Source organism: Rhodopirellula sp. JB055 (genome assembly GCF_043100905.1).
Classification (GTDB): Bacteria; Planctomycetota; Planctomycetia; order Pirellulales; family Pirellulaceae; genus Rhodopirellula.
The window spans coordinates 1-13,523 of the sequence record NZ_JBICHO010000244.1 but is presented as its reverse complement, the minus strand read 5'-3'; the positions used below and the strand labels follow the sequence as shown (position 1 = coordinate 13,523).

At 57.3% G+C, this 13,523-nt stretch carries 7 protein-coding genes and 1 pseudogene; 4 read left to right on the top strand and 4 right to left on the bottom strand.

Annotated features, from left to right (window positions below; all coding sequences use genetic code 11):
- A pseudogene (locus ACF8AM_RS10165) lies at positions 1–567 on the top strand (hypothetical protein); the annotation flags it as partial.
- Between the two features lie 446 nt (positions 568–1,013).
- Here ACF8AM_RS10165 and ACF8AM_RS10160 read toward each other — a convergent pair.
- Entirely contained in the window at positions 1,014–1,526 is a 513-nt protein-coding gene (locus tag ACF8AM_RS10160) for a TetR/AcrR family transcriptional regulator (RefSeq protein ID WP_392555533.1), read from the bottom strand.
- A gap of 481 nt (positions 1,527–2,007) precedes the next feature.
- Between ACF8AM_RS10160 and ACF8AM_RS10155 the strand changes: the two genes are divergently transcribed.
- Complete coding sequence (locus ACF8AM_RS10155; protein ID WP_392555532.1) at positions 2,008–3,642, top strand: HlyD family secretion protein; 1,635 nt, start codon at positions 2,008–2,010, stop codon at positions 3,640–3,642.
- A complete protein-coding gene (locus tag ACF8AM_RS10150; RefSeq protein WP_392555531.1) occupies positions 3,639–6,935 on the top strand; it encodes an efflux RND transporter permease subunit in 3,297 nt (1,098 codons plus the stop codon). Before ACF8AM_RS10155 ends, ACF8AM_RS10150 begins: the two co-directional genes overlap by 4 nt.
- A gap of 28 nt (positions 6,936–6,963) precedes the next feature.
- On the opposite strand, the gene ACF8AM_RS10145 is transcribed toward ACF8AM_RS10150, so the two are convergent.
- On the bottom strand, positions 6,964–7,386 hold the full coding sequence (locus ACF8AM_RS10145) for a hypothetical protein (protein WP_392555530.1): 423 nt from the start codon (positions 7,384–7,386) through the stop codon (positions 6,964–6,966).
- A gap of 81 nt (positions 7,387–7,467) precedes the next feature.
- Positions 7,468–10,560 (bottom strand): hypothetical protein, encoded by a 3,093-nt coding sequence (locus ACF8AM_RS10140; RefSeq protein ID WP_392555529.1) that lies wholly within the window; start codon positions 10,558–10,560, stop codon positions 7,468–7,470.
- Positions 10,561–10,654: 94 nt separating this feature from the next.
- On the opposite strand from ACF8AM_RS10140, the gene ACF8AM_RS10135 reads away from it, so the two are divergent.
- Positions 10,655–11,410: a hypothetical protein gene (locus tag ACF8AM_RS10135; protein WP_392555528.1), complete on the top strand. Its 756-nt coding sequence runs from the start codon at positions 10,655–10,657 to the stop codon at positions 11,408–11,410.
- Here ACF8AM_RS10135 and ACF8AM_RS10130 read toward each other — a convergent pair.
- On the bottom strand, positions 11,308–13,050 hold the full coding sequence (locus ACF8AM_RS10130) for a HEAT repeat domain-containing protein (RefSeq protein ID WP_392555527.1): 1,743 nt from the start codon (positions 13,048–13,050) through the stop codon (positions 11,308–11,310). The genes ACF8AM_RS10135 and ACF8AM_RS10130 overlap by 103 nt on opposite strands.
- Positions 13,051–13,523: the final 473 nt, after the last annotated feature.

Here is a 13,523-nt window from a genome sequence, read left to right as displayed (position 1 = left end):
TCGCGCTACGAAGAGTACCCTTTCCACTTGCTCTTGGCTCGCCGACTTCGCCGTGTCATTCAAGGTCGTCAAAATCCAGTCGTCTCGCCTGGCGACGTGGGAACCCGATTCTGCGAAATCGTCCCTCAAGAAAGATGGAAGCTTTTGCGTCTCGAAACCGCCGCTGACCTCGCTTGGGTACGCATCGACGACAACGGAGTGTGGATGGAAGGTGATCGCAATCGATATCACTTTCCACCCAATTCGATCTTGGGGGCGATCCCACAGTCGTTCACTCCAGCCGGTGGTTGGGCCCAACTGCACGCCGCGATGATCTACGTCCGCACGGAAGACGGCCCCGAAGAAATCCCGGTGATCTTCCGCGACTTCCGTTTCGCCGAAATGAACTCGGCTGAGCGGTGCCGTCAACGAAATGCGATGATCGAAGCGATCTGCGAAATCGCGCGAGGCAGCGAGTACGAACCGATCTACGTGCCGACGGACACCACGCGATCGCAAGCCTCCGAAGCACCTGCCAGCAACAATCCCTACGCTCCCCCACCGATGACATCGCATACCGGAGCGTGAAAGCTGTCAGCGATCGACAATTGCCCATTTTGCAATGTCCATCTTGCAATTTGCAATCGTCTCACGATCAAACGAAATGGGGCCGGCGTGGAAGATGCCGCGTTGTGCGCGTGGCGTCAGTGGTTGGAATTGAATTGGGGTCGCGATGAGGCTTGGCATTTGAGGGCCGCCCGACGGAACAGTTGAGGACAACTGTTCTACTCTGGTGCAACGCACTTCTACGGGTTGAAGACTTACGCGAAATCGCCCCGGACGGGGCCGGCGGTCTTAGCTCGGGTGGAAGCCCCGAGAACGAACGTGAAAAACATACGATCGCCCCGGATGGGGCCAGCGTAGAAGATGCTGCGTTGTTGTGCGCGTGACGTCAGCGGTTGGAAATGAACTTGGGTTCGCGATGGGGTTTGGCATTGGAACGCCGCCCGACGGAACAGTTGAGGACAACGGTTCTACGCTGATTCTCGATAGCAACTCAGAAACATCTCGACGGTGGACTCGATGATGTCAGAACGTTTCTTTTTGCTCGGCGGTGACTCGCCGTTGACGATCATGGGCCAGAACGCAAACGTCATCAGCATGCCAACAAACTGCTTGGCCGCAAATTCTGTGCTGGTATGGTTCAGGCAACCTGCTGCGAGCGCATCATCCAGCCAGCTTTCGACGCGTTTGTGAAAGCGTCGGTGATCGATTTTCTTGCCTACCTCGGGCTCGGCCAAGACTCGCGAAATGCCAGCACGCGCGAGCGCAACAACCGATTTCGATGTCATGAGCTGGACCTCGGACTCAGCCAGTTCAACCAATTGTTCTCGCAAGTCGCGTGAAGGATCGAACTTGCACTCAGGCAACAACTCAGCCTTCTGGGCCAATTCCTCGATGATCGCGTCGAAGAGCGCCTCTTTGCTATCGAAATGGTTGTAGAGCGTCCGCTTGCTCACGTTCGCGGTCGCCGCGATCACGTTCATGCTGGTCGAAAAATAGCCGCGTGCCTGAAACTCCGTTGCCGCGGCCTGCACAATCGCAACTCGCTTGCGATCAGTCAGCCGGCGTGGGGCTGCCTCGGCGGACTTGTTTGGACGAACTGGCAAAACTTGCTCCGGACGGTTTACTTTTGAAAGGCGTGTTGTAGAGTACACCGATGGGTTTACTTATCGCAGTTATGCGGTCTGAACACCAGGGGCGATCACGCCACCAATCTGGGTGACCAAGTCACCCGTCATCAAATTGGCTGCATTCTCCCCCAAACGCCCCCTGCGAGCTGAACTGCTCCACGTCGCGATCACGCATCGCAGGGTCTTTCGATTCTCGTTGACCTCTCATCGCGTCCATCTAACGAAACGAACCACTGTGCCCATTCGATTTCGCCCGCTTCGGTATTTCGTGGCCTCCTGCGCGGCCTGTTGTTTGCTTGGGATAATCGGATGTTCCGACGAATCCGCGACGGACATGGATGAGGTCGACAAACCACCCAAGCCTGTCACGGTGATGACGCTGCGTCGAAGCAGTCCTTCGTATCAGCATCACACGACCGCGTCGGTCGCACCCTGGAAATCCGAACGAATCGCGTTCGAACAAGCGGGTCGTGTGGTGCAGGTGATCGAGCCCAATGAAATGGTCACCGGCGTCGGCGTTGGCCGGGTCGGCGTCCCGCTCGCTCGTCTCAATGACGAACAATTTCGAATCGCGGTGGATGCCGCCAAAGCTGACTTGGCGGTCGCCGAACGTCGGCGCGAAGCCAATTTGATCTCGATTGAACAACGCCTGCCAAGTCGAATTCGCACCGCAGAAGCCGAGTTGGGGCTGGCCCAACGAGAACTCGATCGAGCCCAGAAACTTTCCCGATCAAACGCTCTCTCAGGTTCCGAACTGGATACCGCTCGCACCCGAGCATCGACGGCTCAGCTTCAGGTCGACAGTGCCACGGCGGAACTGGCTCAGGCCAACGCGGAACAATTGGCACTCGACGCACAAGTGCAACAAGCCAATCAGCGATTGGCGGAAGCCAAAAGGAACCTTCGAAATACGACGCTCTACAGTTCGTTCCCTGGACAAGTCACCCAGATCCACGCGGTGCCGGGAACCTACGTCAAAGAAGGCGATCCGATCGTGACCGTTCAAATGGTCGACCCGATGCTGGTCGAGTTTGAAGTCACCGCCGCGAATTCCCGACGGTACCAACGCGGCGACACGCTCGGCGTGACCGTGACCAGCCGCGATGGTGTCCAACGTCGCGTCACCGGCATGGTCTACACGGTTGATTCCATTGCGGATGCGAACACTCGAACGTTCACGATCGCGTTGCTCGTTCGCAACCAACAGCAAAGCAGCCTTGGCGAGAACGACTCTTCCGACGCCAAGGCAAAAACCAAAGACATCTTCCCGCTGAATATCGGCCCAATCGTCACGGGCGATCAACGACTGCTGGTCGAACAACGCAGCATTCACCGCATTGGCGACGAAGCCTTCGTTTGGAAAGTCACCAATCGATCTTGGAACCAACTCTCGGACACACAGAATCGCGAGCTAAGCGTGCAACGTTTAAAGGTGAACGTGACCAGCGATGTGATCCCGTTCTTGGGAACATGGAATTTCGTTGCCATTGAGTTCGCCGATCCTTCGTCAATCAACCTGACCGAGGATCTGATCACCGGTCAATTGCTTTCTCTCGACGGTTCCGAACTCAGCCCTAACGAGTTGGCTGGTTGGCAAACCGCTTGCGTGTTGTTGGAGCAAACCCGCTGGATGATTCGAGCCGGTGACACGGTGCGAGTCGCCCTGATACCCGACAGTTCCAACATTGGCTTTTACATCCCGATGAAAGCCGTGCGTCAAGAAAATGGCGAGACCTTTGTTCATGTCGTGGACGATTCCCAAACTCAACCAACGGCCAAGCGAGTTCTTGTTGACGTCACCGACGAGGACTCGATGGATGAAGACTCCTTGATCCTATGTGTCGAACCGATCGAACCAGATGCTTTGACAGAAGGCGCCCGCGTCATTGTCCGCGGCACTCATTACGTGGACGACGGTGATCGCGTGCGAGTCGTTCCCACTCAACCAGCATCGGTGGTTGCCCAATGAATCGTCTGCCTGCATTTGCTGTGGCGCGGCCGACGGTCGTGATCACGTTCGTATTGATGTTCGTCTGCTGGGGCATCATCGCCGCCTTGACGATGCCCCGCCGCGAAGACCCCGAGTTCACACTGAAGATCTGTGTGGTCTCGGCGCGTTGGCCGGGTGCGTCCGCCGAAAAGATGGAAGAACTCGTCACCGATCCGCTCGAAGAAGTGATCGACGGGATGGAGGAAGTCCGCCTGATTCGGTCGACGTCCAGTAGCGAACAAACAGTGATCTTCGTCGAACTCGAAGAGTGGTTGCCGGGAGCCAAGATCGACGACGCCTGGGACCGTGTGCGAGCGCGGGTCGCCAACGTGCCGATGCCCGATCCCGCGGTGGTCCCGATCGTGAACGATGAGTTCGCCGACACCAGCGTCATCTTGTTTGCCGTCCACCAACAACCCACGGGCGGCAGCGAGACGATTGCCCCACAATTCGCTTATTCCGATCGCGAATTGGACATCTATTCCGAACGAATTCGCGATGCCCTGCGACTGTTGCCCGGGGTTGCCAAAGTCGAACGTCACGGAGTCCGCGAAGAAGCCATCTATGTTGAGACTGACGAACGCAATTGGTCGCAACTGGAACTGACAATCGATCAGATCGCCGCACTGGCAACGGCACAAAACATCGTCGAACCAGGCGGCCGAATCGATGCGGCGGATGGACGATTTTTCCTCAAGCCCGCGGGAGAGGTCAACGCTCTCGATGAAATCAATCGGTTAGTCGTCAGTGGCGTTCCGTCCAACGGTGGAATCAACCCGATCCACTTGGAAGACATGGGACTTCGCGTCCGCCGCGGCTACGTGGACCCGCCCACGCGAATTTGCCGGTATGGCGATACCAACATGGAAGCCACAGCCAATGTGGTCGCGGTGCAGATGAAATCCGGAGCCAACATTGTCGACATTTGCAGCAGTGCGAAACAGCGAATTGTCGAGCTTCGCAACAGCGGCGAACTGCCACCGGACTTGGCCGTTCCGATCATCTCCGATCAATCCGACAGTGTGAACCAACGACTTCACGAAGTCGTGATGAACATCATCTCGGCGATCGTGATCGTGGTTGTGGTCGTTTACCTCGTCGTCGGGTTCCGAACCGCGGCGGTGATGGCGGCCAACATTCCGTTTGTGGTGCTCACCTCACTGGCGATCGTGACCTTATTCGGCGTCCAACTGGAGCAAATGTCGTTGGCGTCGATGATCATCTCATTGGGCCTGCTGGTCGACAACGCGGTGCAGATTTGTGACCAAGCCCGAACGAATCAGATCGCGGGGATGCCACCGAAAGAAGCCGCTGTTCACGGCGCTCAAACGCTCGGCAAATCGATGCTGAACGGAACGCTGACAACCATCGCTGCCTTTGTGCCGATGCTGATCGCGATGGACGGAGTCAACCGTGAGTTCATTTATAGTTTGCCGACGACACTGTCCGTGATGCTAGCGGTGAGCTGGGTACTGGCGATGACGTTTTGTGTGATCTTGGCAGCCTGGTTCATCCGCCCGCCCAAAGACCCGAGCAAACCCACCGCGCCACTGCCTTGGTTGATGGGCAAACTGAGCTCAACAAGACTAGCCAGTCGTTTTGGACGTGCGCGAGCAACCGAGGCAACCGATCAAACCTTGGATTCGAACGGCTTCTTCTTTCGCCTGTACGGTTCCTCGTTGCGTTGGGCACTCCGGCATCGTTTCATAACCATCGCCGCCGCATTTGGCGCCTTGATCGCCACCACGCAGCTGCCGATCTCGGCCGAGTTCTTTCCATTGACGCAGCGAAACCAATTCGCCGTCGAAGTCTGGCTGCCTGAATCGTCCTCGATCGAGCAAACCAACAAGGTTGCCCGTCAAGTCGAAGACATGATTCGCGGTTGCAGTGCGTTCACTGATGAAGAGGGCAACCAGCGAGAGCGTCTGCTGAACATGCGAACGATGGTCGGCGGCGGTGGCGCTCGGTGGTACCTGTCCTGGGAACCCGAAGCCCTGAAGCCCAACTTCGCTGAGATCCTGATCCAAACCACGGACGGAAAACTGACACATGACTTCGCCGAAGAACTGCGCCGGGTCATCACGCACGGGGACGAGGAACTGGGGCTGCAACCTATCGCTGGTGCCCGAGTGGTGCCGATCGAATTGTTCCTGGGACCACCCGCCGATCCTGTCGTCTTGCGAGTTGTCGGCAACGGGTTTGCAAACATGCAAACGCTTCGGAACGCTGCCGAACAAATCAAAGACATGGTCGACGCGGACCCCGACACGATTTCACTCAGCGATTCGTGGGGCGTCAGCAGTCAAGAATTGTACGTCGATGTGGAATCCGACCGAGCCAACTTGGCTCGCGTGAGCAATGCGGAAGTCGCCACCACCCTGGACACTTATTTCTCGGGCCGATTTCTGACGTACTACCGCGAAGGCGAACACCAAGTTCCCGTGTATTTCCGATTGGAACCCGACAGTCGCTCGCTGGCGTCGATCGAGAACGCACACGTGGAAACCAGCCAAGGCAAACTGCCTCTTGCGTCCATCGCCAGCATTGTGCCCAAGTGGCGTCCCGCCTTGATCGATCGTCGGGATGGCAACCGGACCATCGAAGTTCGCTCGCAAGTCAAGTTTGGTGCATCTGGAAATGACATCACGCTTGGTGTATTCAACTCACCGGAAATGAAAAAGCTGCAAGCGGAATTGCCCGACGGATACAAAGTCGAAGTCGGCGGGGCACTCGAAGAATCGCAGAAGGCTCAGATCAAGATGCTGAAATCGTTTGGCATGTCCTTTGTCTCGATCATCATTTTGCTGATCGTGCAGTTCAACAGCCTGTTCCGAACAACGATCATCGTCGCGACGTTGCCGCTGGCTCTCGCGGGTGCGTTGCTGGGCCTCTGGCTGACCAACAGCGCCTTCGGATTCATGCCGCAACTGGGTGTGCTGGCACTGTTTGGCATCGTGCTCAATGCGGCCATTTTGTTTGTTGAATTTGCCGACATGTCGGTGACGGAACGCGACACAGCGGACTCCGATCAAACCGATGCGACCCAGGCCTTTCACAACGCGATCATCTCGGCGGGACAACAGCGACTCACGGCGATCTTCCTCACCACAGCGACGACGGTTGGCGGCTTGGTCCCGCTGGCTCTTGATGGTGGACCGCTATGGGAAGGCATGGCATGGTTGCTTGTCTCGGGACTCAGCTTTGCGACATTGCTGACCTTGATCGTCGTGCCGGTGTTGTATTCCTTCGGGAGGCGATGGCGGCCATCCTAAGCTTGTGTGCAGGAGTCATTGAGCTTGATCACGTAGCGGCGTCGCTCCGAGACGCTGTTGCTTGGTCTTCCCAGCGATCGTCTGTTTTGATTCGGTCGTCATCCGGAGTGGCGAAAAATCTCCAGCAATACGCGGGGACGAGTCGGCCGGCAAACTTGCCATGCACAACCAACACCACGAACCAGATCAGCATCATCGTGCCAATCGGCGGTGTGAAATCAATGTACTTGTTCGCCCGGAGCCAAATCGGAATGACAATGATCCCGATGAAAACAGCGGACCAAATCCACGAGAAACGTTCCCAATGACGAATGGCGAGGTAGTTTCGACAGTGCGGGCAGTACCCTAACGGGAATGCGAAACGCCAATACCCAACTGGACCACCACAAACCGGGCAGTCATGGCTCAGGTTTTCAGACGCAGATTCAGGTGGCTGGTACGGATTGGACATGGCAGCGTCAGTGGGCAGAACACGGGATGTGCTCCACCATCATAACCATTCCGTTTGATTCACCGATCCGCCATTCCCATCTCATTCGTCGCTCTTAGGAGCAGGCAATCCAAGGGATCTGGAGTTCATGTAGGTGGCCCAGAACAACGGTTGGTTTCCAACGATATTTTTAGATTCCTCATCGGCCTTCCCGAGCAGCGGTTCCCCAGCAACGGAAAGCTCCGCCTGCCGTAGAAGCGAAACACCTCGACGCGTCGCCGATGCCAGCGAAGTGTGCGGCGTTTCGTTGATCAGTTCGCCAATCACCGTCGCCGCCGACTGCCCACCGGTGACCCAGCGGCTGAGCGTGATTTCCTTCACTCCACTGCAGCGAAGAGCAGCGAGCGGAAAGAAAATCTCGGAACCGTCCCCCAGCTTCGAAGCCCCGGCGGCGGTTCGATAACCTGGCAGCGACACCGTTCGCGGGGCACCCGCAGGCAACCGAATCCATCCCGACAACTGATCCCACGCGCCGTTGGCGTCTGCCCGCGGAGTGGACGTGCTGCTGGGGATTGTCGTGGTTGCCAAGGGGGCGGCTACGTTCGGAGTCAGCGGCGATGCCACCAGCAAATGAGCCACGCCCAAACCGACCCGGTCGGTCGGCGGTGCGGACCCAAGCGTCCATTGCAGAGGATCATCTGCCGCGGCCAGCATTTCTTCAATCATTTGATCGTTGAGTTCCTTTTGCCGAGGCGCGAAAAAGGTTCCCGCCATCACCGCCACTCGGTTGCCCTCGCTCGCTGCCCCAACGTCTCGCAACGCCAATCCGGGTGTCGGGGCGTAACTGATTTTCATCGTGTCCGCCCACAGCAGTTCTGGCGAATCGGCATCGCCCTCGTTCACTTCTTCCTCTGCATCGTCAGCGTTTTCGTCCGCCGTGACGACAGGCCCATCCATCGCAGGCAACAACTCAAATGGCAGGTACCACAGCGGTCCGTCGGGGACGATCACCAAATTCTCCAGTCCCTCTTCGTTCCAAGCCGATTTGGAAGGAAACAACATTTCCTTCAGCGTCGCCGCAGTGTCTCGCCACGTTTCATCATCGGGAAGTCGTTTGCCACGGTTTCGGTTCGCGCCGATCTCAGCCAACAACTTAGAAATCATCGTCGGGATGCGTCGCCCAGCAGGCGAGATCCAACCGGTGGTTGTGCCATCTCGAGAGAGCGTGGCCACCAGACGCGGACCATCGACGACGAAAGTCACCAGTCCCGTCCCAGGCGGCAGAGCACTGGCGTCTTCCGTCGCCACCGGTGGAGGACAGACCGCAGGGATTCTCAAACGCTGAAGGGCAATTTGCGTGACCACTGATTCTTGCGCAGACGCAAACGCAGCATCGCGAGGCCCCGTCTCGTCCAATCCTTCGCGAAGAGAGGCCTGGACCTTTTGCCGAAGGTCAGCAAGCATCGGTGAAGGTTGCAGCACCAACTCCTTTGTTGACGGCCAAAACGAATCCGCGGGATCGGTGACCAATGACCGAACATCCATCAAACGACCTCGCAGAGGCAACGCCGCGGCCAGCCGAGCGGCATGAATTCGGTCGGTGGATTGGAGCACATCGATGCCATTGTTTTCTGCCACGGCCAACTCCAATCGACCGCGATGCAAAGGCGTTGAATCCAACCCAATCAAGGCGATCGCATCGACCGGATCGCGACGCCACGTTGGCATGGAGACCGGTGAGGTGAAGTAGTCCAGCAAGTTCTTTGCGGATTGGTTGCCAATGGACCGTCCCATCAACGCTTGCACCAGGCTCAGTTGATAATGCGAAGGCATGGAGATGACCGGACGATTGCGGTCGCGCCGGTTGTTGATGAACTCATTCAGCGAGCCCATCGCGTTGGCAAGTTTCCCCTCGGGACCGCCGAGCGATTCACCGCGGGCCGCTGCAATCCGCGCGGCGACATAGGCACCGTACGCTTCCAAACGAGGAAACTCCACGTCCCGTCGAGAGGCAATTTCAATCGCCATCTGCATCGAATCCGCCGCCGCGTCGACTCGTCCCGCACTGATGGCTGCGTCTGCTGCAACCAGGTAGCAATGCAGGGACGCGAGTCGCGATTCCCGTATCAGAGTGCGTCCGGCCAACAACGCGGTTTGTTCAACCGCCCCGTATTGCTGGGGGCCTGCCGCACCAACAGCCAATTGCAGGGCCTCTCCGATGAATTCGTATTGCTCCAGCGCGGCAGCCGAATTGACCGCCCGCTGGCTGGTCGCGATCAAACCGGCCGCCAAATTGGGTTCCAACTTTCCGTTGCCGTCCCCCGCCACGCCGACCGTCATCCCGGCCAGCAACATCAAAGGCGTGATCGGATGCACCGCGCCTCCCAGGGTCGCGTATTTCCCGACGCGATCGACCACCGTTTTGTCTTCGCCGACGGCGACTTGTCCCACCCCACGCATCGCGCCGATCAACGATCGCCCGCCAGGCGAATTCAGTCCGGCCGGGTACTTGGTCGCTTCCATCAACTCGGATGCCAAAGGCTCTTGCGCGGACAGTTCGCCCATCACAATGCGGCGCCGATACATCATCAGAGCGATCGAACGCATGATCTCAACTGCATTGACCCGCTTGATATTTTGGCTTTCAATGCGTCCACCCTGCTGAAGCCTCGACTCGGTGATGACCTCTCCACTTTGAAACATCAAGCCGTCGGGGACGGGAGCCAGCCGAACCGCATTGGCTTCGGGCCATAGATTCGTCGCTCCAGCCCGGATCGCACCACCTTGGTTCAGACTGGTCCAATCAACCGCTCCCAACCAACCGCGGTTACGAACGGCGATCTGCATGCCCGCATCCAAGTGCGTTCGACACAGCGGCAAATGGCCGAGATGCCAATAGCACTCGGCCAACATCGCATGCACCGGAATCGCGTCAATCCATTTTCCGTTGACGTCCGTTCGCGAACTACGCAGAGCCGACTCGAACGTATTCACGGCATTCTTCAAATCACCGTCACGATAGATTTCCAGACCAGTGAAATAGGCCTGAGGAGGGTACTGATTGCCCGTCCCTGCGGAGGCCCCGAATCCTTGTCCTGAAGCGGGACGGGCCGCGACCGCACAAAACAACGTGGTGATCGCGAAAGAAAAGGATGTCCAAAACCGGAGTGAGGTGGATGTTGGTTGCACGGTCATGCCAGCAATGCGATGAGGATGGAACGTCGCCCTCATTCTATCCGCGACGGGTGCACGAAACGAATGAAACGCCTGTGGTGGGAATGGAGAATCGGTGTTCCCTTCCGTGTGCAGCAGCGGAAATGGTTATGCTGGTCGCATGAATCACGACGATGGCAACGCCACCATGCCCAATCCGTACGCTCCGGGGCCTCCACGAGAGGGAGACGAAGACTCTCTTGAATTCAGGCAAGACATTTCGCCTGCCGCGGACGCATTCCCATCCGTGCCGCGCACAATCATGCGCTGGACGTTGGTCTGCAGCATCGCCGCAATTCCCAGTTTCGTGATTGGATTCACGGTCACACAGGGACAACTCTGGGGGATGGTGACCGGCATTGCGGTCTTCATCGTCGGCTACGTTTGGGCCGATCTGGTCACACGCCCTCAATCATGGCGTCACTCGCAGCAGATCACCGCCACCTTGCGAACGGTTTACGTGCTGCGCTTGGTCGCGTCCGTGATTTTTCCTGCCGGAATGTTTTTGGACATGTTTTCAGGCATGCTGGCGGTAATGCTCGTCGCCGGTGTCAGCCGGCTTGAAGCAGAAAACGAGTTCGGGTTTGTAACAGCATTTTGCACGACGCTCGTGCAGGGAGTCCTGCTGAACGTGGTCCTGCTGATTCTTGCGTTCTGCGTCTACCCGATTGTAAGAATGATGGGGCGAACACTTGGAAAACGGCAACAGGTCCCACCATCCAGCAAAGATCAAACGCCGTTGGATTCGTCCTCGGACTCCTCATCGGAATCGCTTACGAATCCCTTGCTGTCTTCCTCTGACTCATCATCGTTCGATCCATCGTTGCGGTAGTAGGTCCGCAAGTTCTTTGGCAACGGGTCGAACGCCAATTGGTCTGGCAAGATGCCTTTCGTTTTCGCCATTCGCAACACGGAAACCGCATCGCCATATCCGCCGCCGACTTCCGCCAACCCTTCGAGCACGGACGCGAGCGTGTTGTCGACTTCCGCGAACGCATCGTCCTTGCCCGCTTGGAAACGACTGATGCGAAGCTGTCCGGTTTCCGGCACCGATCGAATCATGATGCCTGATGGGCCCAAGAAGAACGTATCAAGTTGCAACGGTTGGACGTCGCCAAACAAGACGATTTCCGGTTTACGACGCAGCGAGACCACAATCGCGGGCTTCGCATTCGACGAGACCTGGTACAGGCGGTAGGTTCCACGCAAGTTCTGACCGGCGAGTTTTTGCTTGCCATCTTCGCGATTCCTCAACTTGCTGAATCCGCCATAGCGAGTTTCCAAGCTGGGCGAATCCATCAGTCTTTGCAAACCTTCGACCACGTTGTGATGTTCCATGTCTTCGAGCGCCTTCAAGGCGGGAGCGCGGAAGGCGGGTTCGTCTTGAATCGCGGCAATCAAAGGATCGATCGCTTCTTCACGATCCAAGTACGCCAGTGCTTCGGCGGCGTAGAATCGCAACTCTGGATTGGATGACTGGACCGCTTCCAACAAAGTCGGAATGGCAGGTTCTCCAAGCCCTTCCAACTGCAACGCTGCATCGGCCGCTTTCGCTGGCTGCTTCATTCGCTCACCCAACTCGGTCAAGCGGATCTGCGTGCTGGAAGATTCCGGCGCGACGCCAATCGCACGAACGACCGCCATCAAACGAGCCACGTTGTTTCGGTAACGCGGGTGAACATCCAACTGAATGAAGTCGTCTTCGATTGGTTCGGCGATCCCGCGACGCGTTGAACCATCGAAGAAGTAGAAACGATGGTTGATCGCCTGAGCGATGGCCGCCGACATTTTGACGTGTTGAAAATCAGGACGAAGCACCAACCCAATCTTGCGATCGGTTTGGACGACTCCACCGGACAAAATCGAACCTTGCACCCGCAAGGCGCCGTCTTCGTCGCCTTCGTGGTCGGCTCGCGTCAGAACCGGACCGGTCGCGACCGCCAAGACATCACTACTTCGGACGGAACTGTCGAGCACCTTTTGATGACGCATTCGCGTGTCCAGCAACCAACCGCCGTGCAAGTCTGTCGCTTCGGTCTTCGGTGGTGTGAGGACTTGCAAATCCAACACATCGCCCCGACGCACACCGGGTGGAATGACGCCGCGAACTTGCACCAACGCAGTGTCGTTTCGTTCTAAAAATTCATTTTGATTGGGGATCTCAATGCGTTTCATTTCCACCAGCAACATGTCCCGAAACCCATACGGCAAAGCCGGCCCGCCGGTGTCGGGCAATGCGTTCACAATCGCGACTCCGGTCACGGGAACGCTTTGCATGCCGTGAGGAATGGCTGCTTCACGGACCAAATCCGGTGGATCAGGGACCTTCAGCAACTTGGCCAACTGAGGATTGTCGGACTCGTCTTTTTGCCCACGTTTCCAAAAAGACGTGCATCCACCTGCGGCGGTCAGCGTCAACGTGATCCACACCAACCCGAATCGGCAGCGATGGAGAGCGGTAGTTGCGTTCATGAGCGTACGAATGCGTTCGTCGTAAGTTGGTTGGCCACGATTACTTCAGGAAATAGTCAATCGGGGGAACACGACACAAGAGCAGACCCCAAACCGTCTGCATCGCGGATCAAGTTCGTTCGCCAATCCAATTCGTTCGCCAATCCAATTTCCTCGACCATCGGTTGCTCGATTGGATGGTTGTTTTGACTTTGGCGGTGGACGCACTGCTAAACTGAGATGGCCCAGCGGACTGTTGATTGAATCCTGCCGCGAATCGTGAGCGAGGGATCGCGTGACATTGCAACGAGCGTGTGGATCCCTCGCTCACGCGTTTTGAAGTTGCGCTTTTGCGTGAGGCATTGGGTTTTTCATAGCCCGACGCGTCAGTTTTGAAGTTGCGCTTTTGCGTGAGGCATTGGGTTTTTCATAACCCGACGCGTCAGCGAGGCGAAGTCAACATCGTTTTTCCCTCGCTGACGCTTCGGGTTTTG